Source organism: Streptomyces sp. NPDC004658 (assembly GCF_040609555.1).
In the GTDB taxonomy this organism is placed as follows: domain Bacteria; phylum Actinomycetota; class Actinomycetes; order Streptomycetales; family Streptomycetaceae; genus Streptomyces.
This window is the reverse complement of record NZ_JBEXKG010000018.1, coordinates 27,386-48,974: the sequence shown is the minus strand read 5'-3', so window position 1 is coordinate 48,974 and position 21,589 is coordinate 27,386. Positions and strand designations below refer to the sequence as shown.

The following is a 21,589-nucleotide window of genomic DNA, read 5'->3' as shown; positions in this document are numbered from 1 at the left end:
GACGGGCGCCGGCACAGCTCCGTCGGACGCGGCACGCCGTGCGCGGTGCCCCGGTCCCCGGCACCTCGGTCGGCGGAGCCGCCGCACGCCCGCGCGCGTGCCCGGCACCCGCCGGGTCTTCCGGTGCCGCCGGACCGCGCGGGCGACGCATCGTCGCCGCGTGGTGCCGCACCGTGGAGGGCGTCATGATGCCAGTAGCGAGAAGCACGCACTGCCGCGAGTCGCGAGGGCAGGTGGCCGCGATGCGAGTGAACGGAGGTCCCGTCGACCGCCGCGGCGACGTGCGCCGTGACCGCCTGCTCGCCCGTGAGGCGGCCCGGTGCCTGCGTGAGCTGGACGCCGCTGCGGTCATCGTCTACCTGCGCGTCCCCGGGGAGCGCGCGCTGGCCGCGGCCGTGGTCGCGGTGACGCCGATGGGCGTCTACTCCCCCCTCGAACGCGTGTCCCTGGACGATCAACGGTACGCCTCGGCGACGGCCTACCGGACCGGCCGGGTCGCGACGGCGCACTCCACGGAGATCCTGGAACGCCATCCGGAGCTGGCCGTGCTCACGCCCTTCCCCTACGTCGTCATGGCCACCGAGCTGCGCGGGCCGGCGGGTGCCACGGGGGCGGTGACGGCCACCTGGCCCGAGGCCGCGGGCGCCGGACCGGTCGCCGGCCGGGAAGCCCTGGTCCGGGCCGCCGGCCGGATGTCGGCGGTCGTCGAGCGCTTCGCCGCGCTCGGGGTCCCCGCCGAACCCGCCGCGGTGCCCCTGGTCGTACCGGGGGACCACGAGCCGGGACCCGCGTCCACGGATCCCCCGCCGGGCGGCGTGGACGTGCCCACCGCGTATCACGTGCACAAGCTGGCGGTGCGGCTGGCCACGGTCACGGAAACCGGTGAGGCCGCCGAGGAGGCCGTCGAGCGGATCACGCAGGGCTTCGGCGCCGAGGCGGTGGCACTCAGCCTCGTCGAGTCCGGCAGGCTCCACGTGGTCGGCGCGTCCGGCTGCTCCTCCGCCTGGCTGCGGAGGCTGAACGGGATGCCGCTGAGCAGGCCCTCGCTGGAGACGCTCGCCGTCGCGGCCCGCGAGCAGATCACCGAACCGGCCGGCGGCCGAGCCTCCGGGCGGTTCGCCCGGGAGGAGGCCGAGGACCGGGACCACGTCTGGTTCGTGCTGCCGCTGCTGGCGGGCGGCCGTGCCACGGGAACCTGCTCGGTCGGCTACCCCGCCCGCCCCGGCGGGACCGCCGGGGTGCAGGGCGCGCTGACGTCACTGGCCACCCTGCTGGGCCAGACGTTCGAGCGGACCCGCGTGCTGGACGCCCGCCGGGCCCTGGCCCAGCAACTCCAGGAGACGCTGCTGCCGCGGATGCTCCCGCAGGTCGCGGGCGTTCTCACCACCTGCCGTTACGCGCCGGCCGGCGGTGCGTTCGACCTGGGCGGCGACTGGTACGACGTGATCGAACTGCCCGGCGGTGAGGTGGCCGCCGTCGTGGGCGACGTCGAGGGGCACAACATCGCGGCGGCCGTGGTGATGGGGCAACTGCGCAGCGCGGTACGCGCGTTCGCGGGCGAGGGCCACGACCCGGCGACCGTGCTGACCCGGACCAACCGGCTGCTGAACGACCTGGCGGGCGACCTGCTGGCCACGTGCTGCTGCGTCTGGCTCGATCCCGGCACCGGTGAGGTGCGCGTGGCCACGGCCGGGCACGTGCCGCCGCTGATCCGCGAGGAGAACGGGCACTACCCCGTCCTGGACGTCGACATCGGCGTCCCGCTCGGTGTGGAGGCGGACCCCGTCTACCGGGCCGCCGAGCAGGTCGTACGGCCCGGGACCCTGGTGGTGCTCCACTCCGACGGGCTGTCCGGGGACGGCTCGGGGATGACCCCCGCGGCGTTCGAGTCCGCCTTCCGCACCGCCGGCGGTGAGATGGAGGACCTGGGCGACCTCCTGGTCGGGGAGTCCTCCCCGCACCCCTCCCACGAGGATGACAGGGCCCTGCTGCTCCTCCGCTACGAGGGCGCCCCCGCCGATGTCCGCGGCGACGTCCGCGGGCTGGAGATACCCCGCCACGACCTGGCAGGCGTGCGGCGCGCGCGGCGGTTCCTGCGGGAGTCCCTGGACGGATGGGACCTGGGGGCGCTGGCCGACGACGCCGAACTGCTGGCCTGCGAGGTGGTCACCAACGCCCTCGTGCACGGCGACAGCGAGGTCGATGTACGCCTGCGCAGGTACCCGCGGAAGGTCCGGGTGGAGGTGCGGGACTGCGCCCCGCGCCCGGCCGTGCCCGTCACCGTCCTGCGCGAGGAGGACCAGGCCGAGAGCGGGCGAGGGCTGGTCATCGTCGCGGCGCTGGCCGCGGCCTGGGGCAACTCCCCGAGCGGCCGGGGCAAGACGGTGTGGTTCGAACTCGGTACGCCGTGAGCGTGCCGTCCGGGCCGGGGCTCAGGACTGCACGGTCCGCACGAGGTCGCCGATCTCGGCGGCCGTGGCCCGCACCTGCTGGACGATCGTCCGCTCCGCCACCTGAGAGGTGCGCGAACTCACCGCGGCCACGCTCACGGCGGCGACGACGCTCTGCCCGTCGCCGAAGACCGGCGCCGCCACACCGAGCACGTCGTGGTCGAGTTCGGACCGCGTCACGGAGTAGCCGTCGGCCCGGATCTGCCTCAGCCGGGCGAGGATGGCGTCGACGTCGGTCAGGGTGGCGGGGGTGAACCTGCGCAGTTCCGTGGCCCGCAGCAGTGCCTCGGCCTCTTCGGGCGGGCTCCAGGCGAGCAGGACCAGCGCGGAGGCGCCGGCGTTGATGGGCAGGGTCATGCCGCGCTCGTAGGAGATGCGGACCCGGTGGGTCTGCGACTCGGCGCGGTCCAGGCAGACGACCAGATCGCCCACCCGGCGCGTGAGCAGGACGGTCTCGTGCACGCTGTCGGCGAGCCGGTTGAGGGCCGGCAGGGCGACTTCGGTGAGTCCGTAGCTCCGGCGGGCGACCCGCGCCAGCTCCAGCACCCGCAGCCCGAGGCGGAAACCACCGCCCGGCGCCTCTTCGAGGAAGCGGTTGGTCACCAGGCTCTGCAGATACCGGTACGCGGTGGACTTGGCCACTCCGAGGGCCGTCGCCACCTCGATGCCGGACACCACCGGCCGATCGTCGGTGAACATCCCCAGGATGTCGAGCGCGCGATCGGCCGTCGTGTTGCGCTCACGATAAGAAGATCGATTCACAGGTCCTGCCATGCGAAACAGCATACTGCTTTTGCAGGACTGGTCTACGGCGGTGTCTCCGCGGGCCGGTCAGGAGCCGTCCCGGAGGCGGGGCAGCAGGTCCAGGGCGTTGCAGCGGAACATGGCCGCGCGGGCCGAGGACTCCAGCGACGGCGTGTGCGACAGCGTATCGGCCAGCTCCACCGCGGGAGCCAGCGGAGTGAACGGGAAGTCGCTGCCGTAGTGCAGATGCCCGGGGTCGGCCACCTTCAGCAGGGCGTCCAGGAGTTCGGGGACCGGGGCGCCGGCCAGGTCGAAGTGCAGCCGCCTGAGCGCCTTGCGCACACTCGGCAGTCCGGGCCCGCCCGCGGGCGCGAGCAGCGGCAGCAGCAGTTCGACCCGGCCGGCGAGGACGGGCAGTGCCGCCCCGGCGTGCGGGACGATCACCTTCAGGTCGGGGTGGCGGTCGAGGACCCCGGAGAGGATGAGATCGGTGACCGACCGCGTGGTCTCGAACATGAACTCCAGCATGGGGCGCGGATAGCCCAGCGCCAGGTGCTCCCCTCCCGCCGGGGTCGTGGGATGGACGAAGACGACCGCGCCGCGCCGGGCCGCTTCGGCGTAGAGGGGTTCGAGACGCTCGTCGCCCAGGTAGACGCCCGCGTGGTTCGTCTCCAGGACGATCCCGTCGGCGTGCAGCACGTCCAGGGCGTACCGCAGCTCGTCCTCCGCGGCGGCGACGTCGGGCAGGGGCAGGCTCGCGAAGAACCCGAACCGGCCCGGATGGGCACGGACCAGCCGCGCCCCCTCCTCGTTCACCTGCCGGGCCAGTGCGACGGCGGCGTCGGCGTCACCGAAGTACACGCCCGGTGAGGAGATGGACAGCAGGGCCGTCCGCACACCGAGTTCGTCCATGGCCCGCAGGGCGAGATCCTCGCTCCACTCCGGGATGGCCTTGATGCCGTCGGGCCGGGAGTGTCCGGCGGCTTCCAGGGCGCTGCGGTAGAAGTCGGGCACGTAGTGGGCGTGCACGTCGATCCGGTCGTGGATCCGGTCGTGGCTCATCGGCGCTTCCTTTTGTGACGGGGTTCAGAGGGTCGGTGACGGGGGCCTGCCGCCCCCGCACGGGCGGGTCAGCCGCCGGAGGACGGGGCCGCGGGCGGGGTGGCGGGACGGCCCGGTTCCACGGGGACGGGCAGCCAGGCGTAGCCGTCGCCGTCGGGCCGCAGATGGCCGAGGCCCGGGAAGGGGAAGTGGTACGCGAAGACGGCGTAGCGCCGCTTGTCCACCAGGTCGTAGACGCGGCGGCGCTGTTCGGTGGCGGCGGGGCCGTCGTGGTCGAACTGGAAGCGCCAGTCCGGACGCTGGAGCAGCAGGACGTGGTGGTGGCAGAGATCGCCCCAGCAGATGATGGTCCTGTCCTCGCTCGTGATGTCGTACACGAGGTGTCCGGGGCTGTGCCCCGGGGTGGCGATCGCGGTGATGCCGGGGACGATCTCGGAGCGGTCCTCGACGGTGACGAGGCGGCCGGCCTCCGCGTACGGCATCAGGTTGAGGTGCGCGCCCCGGTAGTGGTCGGCCATGTGCTCGTTGGGCGCGCCGGCGATCCGGCCCAGGTCCGTCCAGTGCGTGAAGTCCGCCTTGCTCACCATGACCGTGGCGTTGGGGTACAGCGGCGCTCCCCCGGCGTCGACGAGGCCCCAGCAGTGATCGGGGTGGGCGTGGGTGAGGGCGACGACGTCGATGTCGCCGGGTTCGATCCCGGCCGCCCGCAGGCTGGACACCGCCCTCCCGGTGTGCGCGCCGAAGGTCTTGACGCCGAGGTCCGGCATGGTGCCCACCCCGGTGTCGAACAGGACGAGCCGGCTGCCGGTGTCGACCACGAGCAGGTTCTGGTTGAGCCGGACCCGGTCGGTGGGCAGGTAGTGCCGGTGCAGCAGGGCGTCGATGTCGGCGGGGTCGGCGGTCGGGAAGTTGGCGTGGGCGGGTCCCATCTCCAGGATGCCGTCGGAGACGACCGTGCAGGTGAAGGCGCCGTGCGTGAACCGGGCCCAGCCGTCGTGCAGGTCGATGTCGTAGGAGTCGTCCATGGTGTGCCTCTCGGACAGGGGGCTTGGGGGAAGTGAGCGGCGGGAACGGATCACAGGCCGTCCGCCGGGGCGGCCGGACGTGACCGGACGGCGCGGGCGAGGGCCAGCAGGGTCACCACCACGATGCACGCCGAGCAGCCGAAGAGCACGAACACGCCGTACGCTCCGAGACCGCTTCCGATGACCAGGCCGCCGACGACCGGGCCGACCGCGCCGATGTAGGACAGGCCGTTGGACCAGCCCATCACCGTGCCGCGGATGGGCGCCGGATACAGATCGCCGGCCGCCGCGTTGAGCAGGTTCTCCGTGGTGTGCCCGCCCGCTCCCATCAGCGCGACGCAGACCAGCAGCAGGGGGAGGGACCGGGAGCCGGCCACGACGCCCGCGAGACCGGCCACCGTGAGCAGGGACGTGACGACGGCCGTCCGCAGGGCGCCGAACCGGTCGGCCAGCGGTGCCGCGATCAGGGAGCCGCACACGGCCCCCGCGGTCAGCGTGAAGGAGAACAGCAGGGCGGAGGTGAGGGGGTAGTCCAGGGCGGTCATGGCCGCGGTGAGCCACACGTTCAGCCCGAACCAGGTGAACATGTTGGGCACGGCGACCGCGGCGACGAGGGCCGCGACCAGCACTCCGCGGGTGCGGAACATCCGCGCCAGCGGCCCCGTGGAGCCGGTGGCCGGCGGTTCCCGGCCGGGGGCGGACGGGGCGCGCAGTTCCAGAGGGGTGAGGAACACGACGGCGAAGATGACGAGCGTCAGCGCGGCGCCGATGAAGAACATCGGTCTCCAGCCGAGATGCGGCAGCACCGCCAGGCCGATCAGGGCCGTCAGCGCACCGCCCAGCGGGATGCCCGCCATGGTGATGTTCACGACGAGGCTCGCCCGGTTGCGCGGGGCGTGGGCGCGGGCGAGTGTCAGGGCGGTGGTGATGGCCCCGCCGACGCCCAGGCCTGACAGCAGGCGGGCCAGGGCGAGGACCGGCACGTCGCCGGCCACGCCGGTCACGACGAACCCGGCGATGAACAGGCCGATGCCGGCCAGCAGCACGGGCTGGTGCCCGAACCGGTCGCCGATCACGCCCGCGACCAGGGCGCCCGCCAGCATGCCGACGTAGATGACGCTGCCCACGAGACCGACCGTGCCGGTGTCGAGTCCGAGCCCCCGGTCGGTGAGCAGGAGAGGGATGACCGAGCCGTAGACGATGAGGCTGTAACCCTCCATCACCGTCACGGTCGTGCAGATGAGGATCGCCACCGCGGGGCGCACCGTGCGCCGGGGCGCGGTGTCCTGTGCGGTGAGGGATGTGGTCAAAGGTGTGGACACGTCACGCTCCGTCGAGGTCGGTCGGTCCTTTGACAACCAGAGCATAGGTTTCATTTTTCAGGAGTCAATACCTGTTAATCAGGACGACCTGGGTCTACGCTGTTGCCACCGCGTTAACCGCCGAAGACGGGAAGGGAACGAGAGCCGTGCCGAGAGCCGCAGTGGTGTGGACCCGCGGAGGGCCCTTCAGCCTCGAGGAAGTCGAACTGGACGAGCTGCGGCCCGATGAGGTCCGGGTCCGCATGGTGGCGGCGGGGATGTGCCACACCGACCTGAACGCGGTCCACGGATCGCTGCCCTACCCCCTGCCGGGAGTCCTCGGCCACGAGGGCGTCGGCGTCGTCGAGGAGGTCGGCGCCACCGTGCGGCGCACCCGCCCCGGCGACCGCGTCCTGCTGACCTTCACCTCCTGCGGCCGCTGCCGGGGCTGCCGCGGCGGCCACCCGGCGCACTGCGACCGGCAGATGGAACTCAACCTCTTCGGAGGCCGCCGCGCGGACGGCAGCGCCACCCTGCGCCACAAGGGAACGGACCTGAACGGGCACTTCTTCGGCCAGTCGTCCTTCGCCGACCGGGCGATCGCCGACGAGCGCTCCGTCGTCGTCCTGCCCGACGACCTGACGGAAGCCGACCTGCCGGTCCTGGCCCCGCTCGGCTGCGGGGCGCAGACGGGCGCCGGAGCCATCCTCAACATCCTCCGCCCGCGTCCGGGAGAGACCATCGCCGTCACGGGAGCGGGCGCCGTGGGCCTGTCCGCCGTCATGGCCGCCCGCATGTCCCCGGCCGGTGCCGTGATCGCCGTCGACCGCGTCCCCTCCCGGCTGGAGCTGGCACGGGAACTCGGCGCCACCCACACCGTCGACACCTCCGCCCAACCGCTCGGTGAGGCCCTGCTCGACCTCACCCGAGGCGCGGGCGTCGACGCCGTCGTCGAGACGACCGGGAACACCGCGCTGCTCGAAACCCTCATCGACGGCCTGGGAGTGGCCGGCCGGATCGCCGTGATCGGCGCGCCGAAGGCCGGGTCCAGGGCGTCGTTCGACGTCAACCGGCTGCTGCTGGGCCGCACCGTGCACGGCGTGACCCTGGGGGACAGCGAACCGGAGACCTTCATCCCGGCGCTGCTCGCCGCGCACCGGCGCGGAGCCTTCCCGCTGGACAGACTCGTGCGGACGTATCCCTTCGAGGAGATCAACCGCGCGGCGCGGGACGCGGCCGCGGGCATCGCCGTCAAACCCGTCCTCGTCTTCTGAACGCCGGACCGGACCTCTTGACCGGACCTCTCGACCAGACCGCCGAACCGGACCCCTCGACCGGACCTCCGAACCGGTCCTCCGAACCAAGGCAGGAACAGCCATGCCCGACCACCTCGGTCTCCTCATCGACGGCAAGCGGGTGCCGGCCAGGGACGCCCGCACGTTCGCCTCCGTCTCGCCCGTCACGGGCCGCCTGCTGGCCCAGGTGGCCTGCGCGGGCCCCGCCGACGCCGACGCCGCCGTGGACGCAGCCTGGACCGCCTTCCACAGCTGGTCACGCACGTCCTACACCGAGCGCCGACGCGTCCTGCTGCGCGCTGCGGACCTGCTCGAAGCCCGGATGTCCGAGCACTGTGCGGCGCTCGCCCTGGAGACCGGCGCGGTACGCCGGTGGGGCGAGATGAACATCGCCGAGGCGGCGGCCAACCTTCGTGAGGCGGCCGCACTGACCAGCACCCCGACGGGCACCCTCCTGCCCTCCCACGATCCGGCCACCACCAACGTCGACCTGCGCGGCCCCGCCGGACCCGTCCTCGCCATGGTGCCCTGGAACGCGCCCGTGGTCCTCGCCGCGCGCGCCACCGCCGTCGCACTCGCCGCCGGCAACACCGTCATCCTGCGCCCCAGCGAGGCGGCGCCCTACGCCGCCGGCCACCTGCTGGCCGACACGCTCACCGAGGCCGGCCTGCCCGACGGGGTGGTCAACGTCCTCACCTGCGCCCCCGCCGACAGCCCGGCCCTCGTCACGGCACTCGTCCAGCGGCCCGAGCTGCGCCGGGTCGTCTTCATCGGCTCCACACCCGTCGGCCGCTCCATCGCCCGGCTGGCGGCCTCCCACCTGACACCGGCGGTGATGGAACTGGGCGGCAAGAACGTCACCGTCGTCCTGGACGACACGGATCCGGACCGGGCCGCCGACCTCATCGCCGTGTCGGCGTTCGCCAACGCGGGGCAGGTCTGCATGAGCACGGACCGGGTCCTGGTCGCCGAAAGCCTCCACACGGACCTCGCCGAACGGCTGGCGGCCCGTGCGGAGGCCCTGACGGCGGGCGACCCCCGGTCACCCGGGACCGACATCGGCCCCCTCATCGACCGGCGCGCCGCGGACCGCTTCCGTGATCTCGTCACCGACGCCCGCGCGCACGGCGCCCGGGTCCTCGCCGGAGGAGACGACCCCGACGGGCTGCTGGCACGCCCGACGGTGCTCGGCCCCGTGGACCCCGCGGCCCGGCTGCACCAGGAGGAGGCGTTCTCCCCCCTCGTGACCGTGCAGCCGTGCGCCTCCGAGGAGGAACTGGCCGACCAGGCGAACAACACGCCCTACGGCCTCATCGCCTCGGTCCTCTCCGACGACACCGCCCGTGCCGTCCGTCTCGCCCGCCGGCTGCGTGTCGGCGCCGTCCACGTCAACGGGCCCTCGGTCGGGGACGAACCCCACGTGCCCTTCGGCGGAGTCGCCCTCTCCGGATTCGGCAGGCTCGGCGGCCACGAGGCCTGGCACTTCTTCACCGAACAGAAGACGCTCTACGTGCACGGGGACACCTGAGGCCCGGCCCTATCCGCCGCCGCGGTCCCCGGCGGTGCACCGCCCGGGCCCCGGCCGTGACGCCGGGGCCCGGGCGCGCTCAGTAGGCGAACCGCTGGATCTGCCGGTCGTCCGGGCCGAACGTCCAGCCCGTCCTGGTCGCCGGATCCAGCTGGAGGGCGTTCTCCGCGCCGCCGTGGGCTCCGACGGCGAAGCCGGTCAGCGTGCGGATCAGCGTGCCGGTCCGCAGGTCGACGACCGCGAGCTGACCGGTGGCGTTGTTGTCCGGCACCCACATGCCGGCCCCGAAGTACGGCGTGCCGGCCGGCGACGGGAACGAGACCACGGCGACCCGGTGGACGCCGTCCACCGCGAGCGCGGAGGGCTTGCCCAGCCGGACGGCGGCGGGGGCGGCGGCCGTACCGGTCCTCTCGTCCGACGCGCCGAGGACGGCCGTGGGCACGATGTTGACGCTGCCCACGGTGGCCGAGAGGTCGAACAGCGTCCCCGCCCCGTCCGAGGCGATGCCGTGGCCGCATCCGGAGACGCTGTCGAGGCCGGTCACCGTCCGCGCCGCGAGGTCGACGCGGGCGGGTACGGCCCCGCCCAGGCAGTTGAACGGGCCCGCCGCCTTGGCGAGGAAGACGTCCCCGGTGGCGGAGTCGACGGTCAGCAGGCCGTAGGCGCCGGGGGCCGCGCCGGGCGGATCGGCCTGGACGGGGCCGGCCGCGGTCCCCGTGGCGAGGTCGACGGGCAGGACCAGGTCGGCGGGGTCACCGGCCCGGTGCAGGAGCAGCGCGCCCCGGGCCCGCACGGCGTCCACCCGGCCCGTGACGTAGGTGTACTCGGCCGCCGGCAGCGTGACGCTGCCCGTCAGGGAGCCGGTGCGGGTGTTCCACGTCTCCACCCGCACATCCCCGTCGTCCGTGGCACGGTGGACCAGCAGGACCCGGTCCGCGGTCGCCCCGGCGACCTCGTAGGAGGAGCCGGAGCCCGCGTCCGAGGTGATGACGTCGCCGTAGCGTCCGGTCGCCGTCGTGTAGTGGCGGACCTCCGTGCCGCCCGAGGGCAGGGCCAGGGCCACCACGGAGCGGGCGCCCGCCGCGGCGAAGCCCGTCACCGTGGCCCCGCCGGGGGCGAGTCCGTCGTCGAAGGCCAGCGACGACACCGGCGACGCCTGCCCGAGCACCTGCCCGTCCCGGCCCAGGGCGAGCACCCGGACGGTGTAGTCGTCCGAGCCGAGCAGGCCGAGCGCCGCCGCGTCGAGCCGGACCGAACCCGAGACGCCGGGCAGGGTGCGGTGGAGCACCGACGGGCCGTTCACACCGTCGTGGTCGAGGCGGGTGCCGTTGGCGTTGCTGAACGTGTTGAACGTGCCGTGGAGGGTGGGGGCCGGGGCGGAGAACTCCACCTCGGCGGCCCGCGCTCCGCGCACGGCCCGTACGTCGTAGCGGAGCGTGAAGGAGGAGGCGGCGCGGGAGACCTCCGCCGTGTGCCCGGCCTTCCCGCCGCCACCGGTCAGGACCGGAGCCGGCGGACGGTCCGCGGCGCCGCCCCCGACGACGCGCACCGGGGCGAACTCGCCGTAGGTGACGCGCTGCGGGTTGCCGCCGAAGCCCTGCTGGGCGATCCCGATGCCGTAGATGCCGCCGCCGGCCGCGAACGCGCTCGCGGGTACGGTGACCGTCCCCTTGGGCGAGGTCAGCGCCTGGTGCCAGCCGGCCGTGAACAGGGGGGCGAGCTGCGGGTTCCAGTGGCCGACCGTGGAGACGACCAGGGTGGGGTCGGAGAGGGCGGCGACGCCGGTCAGGTCGTAGGAGACGGTCACCGGACGGCCGACGCCGGCCGTCGCGGGCGCCTCGGGGGCGGTGGCCTGCGCGTAGGTGCCGTCGCTGGGGCCGACGACGAGGGTGCGCGTGGCGCTCGCGCGGGTACGGCCGCCGGCCAGCACCCGGTACGTCACCGTGATCTCGCGGTCCTTGGGGGAGACCACCGGCAGGCCCGCGGCGGCCAGGAGCCGGGCCGGCGTCACGCGTATCGCCGGGCCGGCGGAGCGGAAGACCGTCGAGCCGACCGTGAGGGTGTACTCGGTGTGGCCGGTCCGGCCGGTGACGTCCCCGGCGAAGGTGACCGGGCCGGTCAGGCCCTCGCCGTCGCCGCCCGAGGAACGGTCACCGAGGTCGATGCGGCCGGGGTCGGTCGTCTCCGTGAAGGCACCGCCGAGACCGCCGACGGTGACGCGGTGCGCGACGGACAGACGGACCAGCGAGGGCGGTCCGGCCGGCCCGCCCAGCGTCTTCTCGACCGCGGCCGTCACGTCGATCTGGGGGCCGACGTGCAGGCTCCGGTCGATCTGGGGCGGGGTGGGGACCGCGCGTCCCGTCCTCGCCAGGACGTCCCGCACCTGGGCGGGCGTCAGACGGTGCCCGGAGAGCCGTCCCGCCTGGAGGACGACCGCCGCCGCGGCGGCTGTCTCGGGGGCCGAGGCGGAGGTCCCGCCGTTGAGGCCCACGGTGACGTCGCGCGGCGAGCCGCCGGCCGGGTGCGAGAAGGCGAGGACGTTGTCGCTGGGCGCCGACAGGTCGACCCGGCTGCCGAAGCCGGACGAGAAGGTGCCGAAGCCGCTGATCCGGGTCTCGGCGGTGGTGGCGTCGCCCCGCGGCCCCGCGGCCAGGGTGTCGTCCAGGGTGGTGCCGCCGGCGGCTATCGCTCCGCTGTCGGGGACCCGGGTGGGGGTGGTGGACTCGGCGTCGTCGTCGATCGTGGTCGCCGAACGGCCGTCCGCCGCCAGGTCGGTGGCGGTGCTGCCGCCGTCGGGGCCGACGGCGGCGGGCGTGTACAGACGGGTGCCGTCGTTGGAGGAGATGCACACCACGATGCCGTCGTCGTGGACGAGGGAGGTCACGACCGAGCGGATGACCGGGTCGTCCTCCAGGTAACGGCCGGGAAAGCCCTCGGCGTCGGTGCCGAAGCCGAGGCTGGCCGTGATGACGTCGGGCCTCGGCGACTGGTGGGCGGCGGCGAGCAGGGCGCCCGCGATGCGGTCGGTGGTGGGCTGCTCGGGTACGACGAGCCGGTAGTCGGCGCCCGGCGCGATGCCCAGGAGGTCGGTGTAGCCGCTGCCGGTGGCCCCGGGACGCTGCCGGTCGTGGGGGAGCGGTGCCATCACGCTGAAGTCCAGCAGGACCTCGTCCAGAGCCGGGTCCTGGTTCTCCGTGGAGGCGGCGCCGTCCAGGCCACCGCCGTCCTTGGCGACATAGGCGGGGATCAGCGGCATCGAGGGCAGGTCGAGGTAGCGCCGGCCGTCCTTCAGGACGGTGGTCGGGCCGTGGGAGCGTACGTAGGCGTCGCCGGCGTCGGCCATCGACTGGTCGGTGAGGTCGCCGATGGAGACGTTGGTGATGGTCTCCCCGGCCCCCGGCTGCTGTCCGTACCGCTTCCCGAGCAGGGAGAAGGCGCCGGTCGCGTCCACCCCGCCGGCGTTGAGGAAGGCCTGCGCGGAGGTGGTGAGGGTGTCGTTGGACGGCACCGCGCCCGCTGCCCCCGTACCGGTGCGCCCGCCCGGCCGCGCCGCCGTCGCGCCGGACGCCGCCGGGAAGGCACGCACGGCCGCCGGGTCCAGCGCACGCGCCCCGGTGCTCATCGTGTTGACGTAGCGGTTCGGTTCGGCGTCCGCGATGCCGGGCGCACCCCGCAGGGCCCGGGCGACCGCGACGGAATCCCGCTCACCGGTGCTCAGGACGTACGTACGGGACACCGCGCCGGACCCGGCTCCCCGGGCCACCGGGCGCAGCGAACGCGCCCCGACGGACCGGAAGTCGGCATCGAGCGCGGCGACACCGGTCCGCGGCAGTCGCGCGGCGACGCGGGTCCCGGGCACGGGCGCGCCGGTGACCGACGTCTTCTCGTCCAGGGTCACCAGGACCTGCCCGGGCACCACTCCCTCCCGCTGGGTGGCGGGGTGCACGGAGGACGGTGTGACGGGCGTCGGGGCCGGCGCGGAGGGGGCGCCGGGCTGCGCCGCGCGCGCGGGAAGCGCCGCCAGCGCGCTCGTCGCGGTCAGGAGGAGGACGGCACAGGCTCTGACGACCCGGCGGGCGGGGGGACTTGCGTGTGGCATAGGGGCACCTTCTGCTGATGTCCGATGCGCGCACGGCGGTGACGCCGCGCAGAACGCACGACAGGGACGTGGGCCCGCACGTCATGGCGGGACGACGCCCCTTTCTGCGGCGAAGATGCCAAGGGGGCCGGTGTGGCGCAAGGATGCCGGTGTGGCCGGATGCCGCCAGGTGGCGGTCGGCGGCCAGAACGACCGGAGTGGAAATGGAACTTGACGTCCTCGGACTCGGCGATGAAACACAACGCGTCTACACGACGCTGGTCGGTCTGCCCAGAAGTACCGCATCGGAGGTGGCGAAGGCATGCGGGACCAGCACCAGCGCGGCGGCGCGGCTGCTGTCCGTCCTGGTGAAGTCCGGACTGGCGACCAGGTCGGCGACCAGGCCGCCGCGCTTCACCGCCGCGGCTCCCGACGTGGCGGTCACCGAACTGATCCAGGAACGTGAGCGGCAGCTCGACGCGGCCCGCTCGCTGGTGCGCCGGCTGGCCGTGACCCACCGGGAAGCCCTCCGGGTCGGCGATCCCGGCATGGCGGTCGAACTGCTCAGCGGGTACGAGGACATCAGCGCCGCCGTCCACCGGATCACCGCCGGTGCCCGCCGCCAGATCCGCGCCTTCGACCGTCCGCCCTACGTGGACCGCCCCGGCAGCAACCTGGAGAACCAGCGCGGCCGGCAGCGCACCGGCGTCACCCACCGCGTCGTCTACGACCGGGCCGCGGTGGACTGGCCGGGGCGCCTGCGCGACGACATCCTGCCCAGCGTGCGCTCCGGCGAACAGGCGCGTGTGCTGGCGCGGTTGCCGATGAAACTGGTCATCGCCGACGACGCGCTGGCGGTCATACCCTTCAGCCTCGCGCCGGGCGGGCACCTGGCCGCCTACCTGATCCACCGCTCCCCGATGCTCACCGCGCTGGAAGCACTCTTCGAGGCCGAGTGGCAGCGCGCGGCACCACTGGAGGACACCGGGCCGCGCGGCGGGCGGCCCGACCGGCCCGACCCCGACACCCTCGCGCTCGTCAGACTGCTGGCCTCGGGGTGCTCGGACACGGCGATCGCCCGCACCCAGGGCTGGAGCCGGCGCACCACCCAGCGCCGCATCCAGGGGCTGATGACCGAACTGGGCGCGGCCACCCGCTTCCAGGCCGCGGCACAGGCCGCCCGCCGCGGGTGGCTGCCGTGATCTCCGGGACGGGGCGCCGCACCCGCGACCATGCCCGATCATGGTCGGCATGTCACTCATAGCATCCGTCGTGGTCGTGGCCATCGCCTGCCTGCACGCCTGCATCCTCGCGCTGGAGATGTTCTTCTGGACCGGCCCGAGAGCGCGGGCGGCCTTCGGGACCAGTGCCGAGTTCGCCACCCTGACGAAGGCGCTCGCGGCCAACCAGGGCCTGTACAACGGCTTTCTCGCCGCCGGCCTGGTGTGGGGCGCGGTGGCCTCCGACCCGGTGGGCTTCCAGGTGAAGGTGTTCTTCCTGGTGTGCGTGGCGGTGGCGGGCCTGTACGGGGCCGCCACCTCCAGCCGGCGGATCCTGTACGTCCAGACGGTGCCGGCGGCCGTGGGCCTCGCGCTCGTGTTCCTCGCCCACTGACCTGGCGGAGTTCAGGGCGCGGCCGAGTCCGCAAGTGCGCGGCGCCCGTCGGCGTTCGCATCATGACACCGGCGGCCGGCCGCCGGCCCCCGTGCGGATGACGCACCTGATCCAGTGTCGCAGACGCGTGACGTCCCCGAACGAAGCGACCTGCGTCCGGTCCGACGCGGACAGGACACCCACGAGCACCTCATGGCCCGCCGTGTCGAACGCCGTCGCCGGGCCCCCCGAGTCACCGCCCGCCGGCAGGCCGGTGCCGCGCTGCGCGCAGAAGTCCCCGGTCCCCACCAGCAGATCGCACCGCCGGTCCGCGTGCGCCACGATCCTGACCTGCGCCTGCTTGAGGACGTCCGACTGGCACGAGGCCTCGCTCTTGGGCGGCGCGCAGGTGGCACCCCAGCCGTAGGACCGGACGCTGCGCCCCACCTTGACACTGTCGCTGGTTCCCATCTCGATGGGCTGGACGTCCAGGCGGGGCACCCGCACCAGGGCCACATCGGCTCCGGGTGCGAACACCGTGCCGTTCTCCGCGCGACGCACGACCTTCCCGTGCCGCTGGTCGAGGCTGCCGACGCGGAACGTGACGTCCCAGTTGTCGTAGCGGACGCAGTGGCCGGCGGTGATCACCCACTCGGGGGCGACGACGGTGCCCGTGCAGGACGGCTCGCCGTCGATGTACACACGCACCGCCCACGGGCCGTGCTTGCTGACCGTGCCTCCCTGAATGGCCGAGGCGGGTTCCGCCATCGCCAGGAAGAAGGCGACGAACGCGCATATCGCTCCGTATACACGCATCTTGCTCAACATTGGGTCTACCTCGGGTTCGGTGGCCGCCAGTTGCCTGCGCCCGGCAAGAGCGAAGGCCCGTCCGGGCGGTTCCGCGACCGCACGATCCGTGCACTTGGGGAACAGAACGGTTCCTTCCGCGCTGACGTCCGGCCAGACGGCCCAAATGTGACGACCGCAGGCGCTCCGGACGCCAGTTGACTCGCGTTTGGTTTTCCGTTCTCTGAGCGTTCAACCGGGGATCGCCGTCGGTGTCGTGTGAGCTTCCTAGGGTCCATGAGGCTTTCCGAAAGAAGGGGCTCATGGACTCACAGCTCGCGATCCGGGCTCGCGGCATCACCAAGTGCTTCGGCGACGTCGTCGCACTCGACGGCGTCGACCTGGACGTGGCACAGGGGCAGATCCACGGCCTGGTCGGTCCCAACGGCGCCGGCAAGACGACGCTGCTCGGCCTCCTTCTCGGCCTCGCCGTGGCCGACGGCGGCAGCCTGGAGATCCTCGGCACGCCGGTGGGCCGCGCGTTCGAGGCACCCGGCGGTGTCTCCGGGTTCGTGGACGGGCCGGGGCTGTACCCCTCGCTCACCGCCCGGCAGAACCTCGCCGCGCTCGCCGCTCTGCGCGGGGACGACACGCGGTCGGCGGGGATCGACGACGCCCTCGACCAGGTCGGGCTCACGGACGTCGCCGACGAACGCACCCGCGGTTTCTCCCTGGGCATGCGCCAACGGCTGGGCCTCGCCGCGGCCCTGCTCACCAGGCCGCGGCTGCTCGTCCTGGACGAGCCCTCCAACGGCCTGGACCCGGCCGGGAAGAAACACGTCCACGGTGTCCTGACCCGGCTCGCCCGGGAGGGCACGAGCGTCGTGCTCTCCAGCCACCGGATGGACGACCTGGAGGCCCTGTGCTCCGAGGTCACCATCCTCGCCACCGGTCGGATCGTCTTCTCCGGGCCGCTGGACAAGCTGGCCGCCGAGAACCGCGAACTCGACTACCGGCTGGTCACGTCCGACCCGGCGCGCGCACGCCGGCTGGCCGCCGACGCGCCGGGAATCCGCCTGGCCGACGACACCGCGGGACGCCAGGGCACGGGGGCGCTCGTGCTGCGCGCGCTGGTGCCCGCCCTCGACGACCTGGTCGTGCGGCTCGTCCACGAGGGCATCGCCCTGCGCGAACTCGCTCCGCTGGTCTCCCCGTTGGAGGCGGCGTTCCTGGCCCTGACCGAGCAGCAGAAGCCGGACGCGCCGCGGAGGCTGGATGCGACGGGGAGGCAGAACGCCTCGCAGTCGGAAGCCGCCGATGCCCCGCAGGGGTCGGACACCTCGCCGCAGGACCCCGCCGGCGCCCAGCCGCGGGGCGCCGCCTACGCCCCGCACAGGTCGGACGTCCAGCCGCAGAACCCCGCCCACGCCCCGCTGGGCCCCGCCGACACCCAGCCGCAGAACCCCGCCCACGCCCCGCAGAAGACCTACGCCCAGCCGCAGGAGACCGGTCGATGACCGCAGCCGCACACCCGACCGCGACCACACCCCCGGCCCCCACCGCCGTACCCCCTGCGCGGAGCCCCGCGTCAGGGCGCGTCACGGTTGCCCGGGGCTACCGCTTCGAAGTCGTCAAGCTCCTCTCCCAGTGGCGGATCCGCCTGCTGCTCCTCGCCTGCTGGATCGCGCCCGCGCTCTTCGTGGCCGGGGTGAGCGCGCAGAGCACGCTGCCCACGGACACCCTCTTCGGCCGCTGGATGCACGCGACCGGGTGGGCCGGGCCGCTGGTGACGCTCGGTTTCGCCGGCACCTGGGCGCTTCCGCTGCTCACCTCCGTCGTCGCCGGCGACGTGTTCGCCTCCGAGGACCGGCTCGGCACCTGGCGCCACCTCCTCGTCGCCGTCCGCTCGCCCCGGCGGATCTTCGCGGCGAAGGCACTGGCCGGCCTCACCGTCATCCTGCTGCTCGTGGCCGGGCTGGCCGTCTCCGGCACGGCCGGCGGGCTGGTGGCCGTCGGCGACCAGCCGCTGGTCGGCCTCGACGGCCACCTGCTCGCCCCCGGGGACGCCGCCGGCACGGTCCTGGTCGCCTGGGCCGCTGTGCTCGCCCCCACCCTGGCCCTCGCCGGGATCGGACTGCTCGGGTCGGTCGTCCTCGGGCGCTCCCCGATGGGCCTGCTGCTGCCCGCGCTCGTCGCGCTGGCGATGCAGCTCGCCCAGATGCTGCCGCTCCCCGTCGCCGTACGCCTCGCCCTGCCCGGCGACGCCTTCCTCACCTGGAACGGCCTGTTCACCAGCCCGGCGCAGCTCACCCCGCTCCTCATAGGCATCGTTGTCAGCCTCCTGTGGGCCGCGACGGCGACGGCGCTGGCCTACGTCCTGTTCCTGCGGCGCGACTTCACCAACCCCGTCGACGACGGCTCGGCGCGCCGCGCGGTCACCACGGCCGCCCTGCCGCTCGCGGGGCTGCTCGGCGCGACGGTGGCGGTCGTGGCGGCGACGACCACGGCCACCGGCTCCGGCATCGAGCAGGCGAAGGTGCAGCGCTCGCTCGCCACGGAGTTCGCCCACCTGTACCGCCTGCAGACCGAGCAGCTCCACCGGCCCGCCGTCACCGAGGCGCAGTTGAGGACCTTGGCGGCGTGCACCAAGGCCGGTGTCCAGGACGGCGCCCAGGGCCCGGGCAACGACTGGCGGTGCGTCGTCTCCTGGCACCTGCCGGGCGTCGCGGCCACCGGGTCGGCCGTCTACCAGCTCGACATCACGGCGGACGGGCGGTTCGTCGCCGACGGCGACGGACCGAAGGAAGTGAACGGCTACTTCCTGGTGCGGACCTCGACCGGAGACGCACCCAACCCGCTGTGGCAGTTCGACGGCAACGTCGACCTGCTCGCCGCTTCCCCGGACTCCCGGACCCCCTGAACCCTTCCTCTCCGGCCACCCCCCGACTCTCCACCGAATCCCGAGGAATCACGCATGCAGATAACACGCCGCCGCCGGCAGGCCGAGAAGAAGTACTACGACCTGCTGGGCAGACGTGTCAGCCGCCGGGCCACGCTGGTCACGGCATGCATCACCACGGCCGCCCTGGCCACCGGCACCGCCGTCGCCGAGACCCGCCAGTTCGGCACCGAGCAGGTCGGCCAGGTCACCGACAAGGGCCAGGTCGTCTCCGCCGACCAGTACATCGACCCGTACGGTGACCGCCTCGTCATCGACGACGGCAAGATCATGTCGTCGACGGTCAGCCCCGACGGCAGCCACCTCGCCGCCTCGGTCACCGACGGCGACGCCTCGCTGGTCGTCGTGGACCTCGCGACCGGCCGGATCAAGCAGCGCGTCGGCACCAACGCCGCCGACGACCTGCGCATCAGCAGCAACGCCGTCGGCCAGGAAGGCCCGACGTACTCGCCTGACGGCAAGCAGCTGTGGCTGGGCCAGCTCGACGGGTACACCAAGTTCACCGTGAACGAGGACGGCACCCTCGCCAACCCGGTGACCGTCAAGATCCCGGCCGACGGCAGCAAGCAGGCCCTTTCCGCCGCGGCCGTGTTCTCCGCCGACGGCTCCACCGTGTACGCGGCGGTCAACGGCCAGAACCGCGTGGTCGCGATCGACGCGGCGACCGGAACCGTCAAGCAGAGCTGGGCGGTGGGCAACGCCCCGCGCGGCATGGCCCGGGTCGGCGACAAGCTCTACGTCAGCAACGAGGGCGGCCGGCCCACCAAGGCCGGCGACTCCACGCTCAACTCCTACGGAACCCAGGTCCCGGCCGACCCCGACACCGGCGCCACCACCACCGGCACGGTCAGCGTCATCGACCTGGCCCACCCGTCCGCCGCCGTCGGCACCATCGACGTCGGCCTGCACCCGACCGCCGTGTACGCCGCCCGCGGCGCGGTGTTCGTCACCAACACCGCCGACAACAACGTGTCGGTCATCGACACCGCCAAGGACAAGGTCGTCCAGACCATCGCCACCCAGCCGTGGCCCGAGGCCTCGGTCGGCTACGAGCCCGACGCGGTGACCCTCACCGACGACGGCCGGCTGCTGGTGACGCTCGGCCGCGCCAACGCCGTCGCCGTCTACCGCTACACCTCCGCGCAGGAGCCGGTCGGCTACGTCGGTCTGCTCCCGACGGACTACTTCCCCGCCGAGATCACCACGGTGGGCAAGAAGGTCGTCGTCTCCAACACCCGCGGCATCGACGCGCGCCGCCCCGCCGCGGCCGGGCACGGCACCCACGACACGACCTCCAGCCTGACGCAGTTCACCCTGCCCAGCGACCGTGTCATCCGCTCCCAGACCGCCAAGGTCTTCCAGCAGAACGGCTGGAGCGGCGGCTCCGTCCGGCTGGCCGAGAAGCACGGCAACGCCAAGCCGCAGCCGGTCCCGGCGCGGATCGGCGACCCGTCGACGATCAAGCACGTCTTCCTGATCGTCAAGGAGAACCGCACCTACGACCAAGTCCTCGGTGACGTCCCCCGGGGCAACGGCGACCCGTCGCTCACGCAGTTCGGCGAGAACGTGACGCCGAACCAGCACGCGCTGGCTGAGCAGTTCGGGCTGTACGACAACACCTACGACATCGGCACCAACTCCGCCGAGGGCCACAACTGGCTCATGCAGGCCGACAACCCGGAGTACACCGAGTCCTCGGCCGGCGAGTACAAGCGCAGTTACGACACCGAGGACGACGCCCTCGGCCACCAGAAAACCGGCTTCCTGTGGTCGGGCGCGCAGGCGGCCGGCAAGTCCGTGCGGAACTTCGGCGAGTTCCAGCAGTTCCTGACCAAGCCGTCCGGCGCGAGCTGGCAGAACCTGTACTGCGACGCCAAGAACATGGACGCGACCGGCCAGGCGACCGCCTACCCGCTGAACTCGTCCTCGCCGATCCCGTCGCTCAACAACGTCTCGGTGCCCGGCTTCCCGAAGTTCGACACCAGCGTCCCGGACCTGTACCGGTACGAGATCTGGAAGCAGGACTTCGAGAAGAACGGCCCGGCGAACCTGAACATGTTCTGGCTCTCCAGCGACCACACCGGTGGTCCGGCGAGCCCGGCCGCCCAGGTCGCCGACAACGACCTCGCCACCGGCAGGATCATCGACAAGATCTCGCACAGCAAGTACTGGAAGGACTCGGCGATCTTCGTCGTCGAGGACGACTCCCAGGCCGGCCTGGACCACGTCGACGGTCACCGCGCCCCGGTCCAGATCATCAGCCCCTGGGCCCAGCACGGCACCGTCGACAGCCACTACTACTCGCAGATCACGATGATCCGCACCATCGAGCAGATCCTCGGGATCCACCCGATGAACCAGAAGGACAGCGCGGCCACCCCGATGCGGGGCGCGTTCACCAAGCGCCCCGACTACACGCCGTTCACCGCCCTGCCCAACCGCACGTCGCTGACCGACGGCCTGAAGACCCCGCCGTCCTGCGGCGTGGACACCCCCGCCGCCCAGGACCCCAAGGCCGCGGCCGTGCCGTCGGCGAAGGTGCCGGCGGACAAGAAGTCCCTGGCCGCCGAGTGGGATGCCTGGAAGTCCAAGCAGCGCCTGACGGGCCCGCACGCCATTCCCGACTACGCCAACCCGGCCCAGATGAACCACCTCACCTGGTACCAGACCCACAACTGGGCGCGCCCGTACCCCGGTGAGAAGAAGATCTACGCCCCGAACGACGTGCCCGGCGCCTACATCCCGTCGGCGGAGTCCGACGGCTGACA

13 protein-coding genes and 1 pseudogene are annotated in these 21,589 nt (G+C 73.3%); 8 read left to right on the top strand and 6 right to left on the bottom strand.

Annotated elements, in window-relative coordinates; all coding sequences use genetic code 11:
* Window positions 1–242: 242 nt before the first annotated feature.
* The gene (locus ABZV94_RS09925; RefSeq protein ID WP_356339129.1) at window positions 243–2,411 is read left to right on the top strand and encodes an ATP-binding SpoIIE family protein phosphatase; all 2,169 of its coding nucleotides are present in this window, start codon (window positions 243–245) and stop codon (window positions 2,409–2,411) included.
* Window positions 2,412–2,432: 21 nt separating this feature from the next.
* Here ABZV94_RS09925 and ABZV94_RS09920 read toward each other — a convergent pair whose 3' ends face one another.
* From ABZV94_RS09920 to ABZV94_RS09905, 4 genes are all read right to left on the bottom strand, one after another.
* Window positions 2,433–3,224 (bottom strand): IclR family transcriptional regulator, encoded by a 792-nt coding sequence (locus tag ABZV94_RS09920; protein ID WP_356339127.1) that lies wholly within the window; start codon window positions 3,222–3,224, stop codon window positions 2,433–2,435.
* Between the two features lie 57 nt (window positions 3,225–3,281).
* Window positions 3,282–4,256 (bottom strand): amidohydrolase family protein, encoded by a 975-nt coding sequence (locus ABZV94_RS09915; RefSeq protein ID WP_356339125.1) that lies wholly within the window; start codon window positions 4,254–4,256, stop codon window positions 3,282–3,284.
* Window positions 4,257–4,324: 68 nt separating this feature from the next.
* Window positions 4,325–5,281 carry an MBL fold metallo-hydrolase gene (locus ABZV94_RS09910; RefSeq protein WP_356339122.1) on the bottom strand — a complete coding sequence of 319 codons (957 nt, stop codon included), beginning with the start codon at window positions 5,279–5,281 and terminating at the stop codon, window positions 4,325–4,327.
* A gap of 50 nt (window positions 5,282–5,331) precedes the next feature.
* Window positions 5,332–6,603 (bottom strand): MFS transporter, encoded by a 1,272-nt coding sequence (locus ABZV94_RS09905; protein WP_356339121.1) that lies wholly within the window; start codon window positions 6,601–6,603, stop codon window positions 5,332–5,334.
* 146 nt (window positions 6,604–6,749) lie between these two features.
* Between ABZV94_RS09905 and ABZV94_RS09900 the strand changes: the two genes are divergently transcribed.
* Both ABZV94_RS09900 and ABZV94_RS09895 read left to right on the top strand, forming a co-directional pair.
* Window positions 6,750–7,856: an NAD(P)-dependent alcohol dehydrogenase gene (locus ABZV94_RS09900; protein ID WP_356339119.1), complete on the top strand. Its 1,107-nt coding sequence runs from the start codon at window positions 6,750–6,752 to the stop codon at window positions 7,854–7,856.
* A gap of 103 nt (window positions 7,857–7,959) precedes the next feature.
* Window positions 7,960–9,405, top strand: coding sequence for an aldehyde dehydrogenase family protein (locus ABZV94_RS09895; RefSeq protein WP_356339117.1), 1,446 nt, complete (start codon window positions 7,960–7,962; stop codon window positions 9,403–9,405).
* 79 nt (window positions 9,406–9,484) lie between these two features.
* Here ABZV94_RS09895 and ABZV94_RS09890 read toward each other — a convergent pair whose 3' ends face one another.
* Window positions 9,485–13,504, bottom strand: a complete 4,020-nt coding sequence (locus ABZV94_RS09890) for a S8 family serine peptidase (protein ID WP_356339116.1) — start codon at window positions 13,502–13,504, stop codon at window positions 9,485–9,487.
* A 203-nt stretch (window positions 13,505–13,707) separates the two neighbouring features.
* On the opposite strand from ABZV94_RS09890, the gene ABZV94_RS09885 reads away from it, so the two are divergent.
* A complete protein-coding gene (locus tag ABZV94_RS09885; protein ID WP_356339113.1) occupies window positions 13,708–14,685 on the top strand; it encodes a helix-turn-helix domain-containing protein in 978 nt (325 codons plus the stop codon).
* A 49-nt stretch (window positions 14,686–14,734) separates the two neighbouring features.
* Window positions 14,735–15,097: a DUF1304 domain-containing protein gene (locus ABZV94_RS09880; protein WP_356339111.1), complete on the top strand. Its 363-nt coding sequence runs from the start codon at window positions 14,735–14,737 to the stop codon at window positions 15,095–15,097.
* 60 nt (window positions 15,098–15,157) lie between these two features.
* Here the strand turns inward: ABZV94_RS09880 and ABZV94_RS09875 are convergent, their stop codons facing one another.
* Complete coding sequence (locus ABZV94_RS09875; RefSeq protein WP_356339109.1) at window positions 15,158–15,892, bottom strand: trypsin-like serine protease; 735 nt, start codon at window positions 15,890–15,892, stop codon at window positions 15,158–15,160.
* Window positions 15,893–16,185: 293 nt separating this feature from the next.
* Here ABZV94_RS09875 and ABZV94_RS09870 point away from each other — a divergent pair.
* From ABZV94_RS09870 to ABZV94_RS09860, 3 genes and pseudogenes are all read left to right on the top strand, one after another.
* Window positions 16,186–17,115: pseudogene (locus tag ABZV94_RS09870) on the top strand (ABC transporter ATP-binding protein); the annotation flags it as partial.
* A gap of 260 nt (window positions 17,116–17,375) precedes the next feature.
* Entirely contained in the window at window positions 17,376–18,782 is a 1,407-nt protein-coding gene (locus tag ABZV94_RS09865; protein ID WP_356339107.1) for an ABC transporter permease, read from the top strand.
* A gap of 54 nt (window positions 18,783–18,836) precedes the next feature.
* Window positions 18,837–21,587, top strand: coding sequence for an alkaline phosphatase family protein (locus ABZV94_RS09860; protein ID WP_356339106.1), 2,751 nt, complete (start codon window positions 18,837–18,839; stop codon window positions 21,585–21,587).
* Window positions 21,588–21,589: the final 2 nt, after the last annotated feature.

What these genes read in the sequence shown, in the direction of transcription:
- ABZV94_RS09910 (WP_356339122.1), bottom strand. Translation starts at nt 5,281, where the DNA reads ATGGACGACTCCTACGACATCGACCTGCACGACGGCTGGGCCCGGTTC.
- ABZV94_RS09880 (WP_356339111.1), top strand. Translation starts at nt 14,735, where the DNA reads ATGTCACTCATAGCATCCGTCGTGGTCGTGGCCATCGCCTGCCTGCAC.
- ABZV94_RS09895 (WP_356339117.1), top strand. Translation starts at nt 7,960, where the DNA reads ATGCCCGACCACCTCGGTCTCCTCATCGACGGCAAGCGGGTGCCGGCC.
- ABZV94_RS09865 (WP_356339107.1), top strand. Translation starts at nt 17,376, where the DNA reads ATGACCGCAGCCGCACACCCGACCGCGACCACACCCCCGGCCCCCACC.
- ABZV94_RS09890 (WP_356339116.1), bottom strand. Translation starts at nt 13,504, where the DNA reads ATGCCACACGCAAGTCCCCCCGCCCGCCGGGTCGTCAGAGCCTGTGCC.
- ABZV94_RS09885 (WP_356339113.1), top strand. Translation starts at nt 13,708, where the DNA reads ATGGAACTTGACGTCCTCGGACTCGGCGATGAAACACAACGCGTCTAC.
- ABZV94_RS09920 (WP_356339127.1), bottom strand. Translation starts at nt 3,224, where the DNA reads ATGGCAGGACCTGTGAATCGATCTTCTTATCGTGAGCGCAACACGACG.
- ABZV94_RS09875 (WP_356339109.1), bottom strand. Translation starts at nt 15,892, where the DNA reads ATGCGTGTATACGGAGCGATATGCGCGTTCGTCGCCTTCTTCCTGGCG.
- ABZV94_RS09860 (WP_356339106.1), top strand. Translation starts at nt 18,837, where the DNA reads ATGCAGATAACACGCCGCCGCCGGCAGGCCGAGAAGAAGTACTACGAC.
- ABZV94_RS09915 (WP_356339125.1), bottom strand. Translation starts at nt 4,256, where the DNA reads ATGAGCCACGACCGGATCCACGACCGGATCGACGTGCACGCCCACTAC.
- ABZV94_RS09925 (WP_356339129.1), top strand. Translation starts at nt 243, where the DNA reads ATGCGAGTGAACGGAGGTCCCGTCGACCGCCGCGGCGACGTGCGCCGT.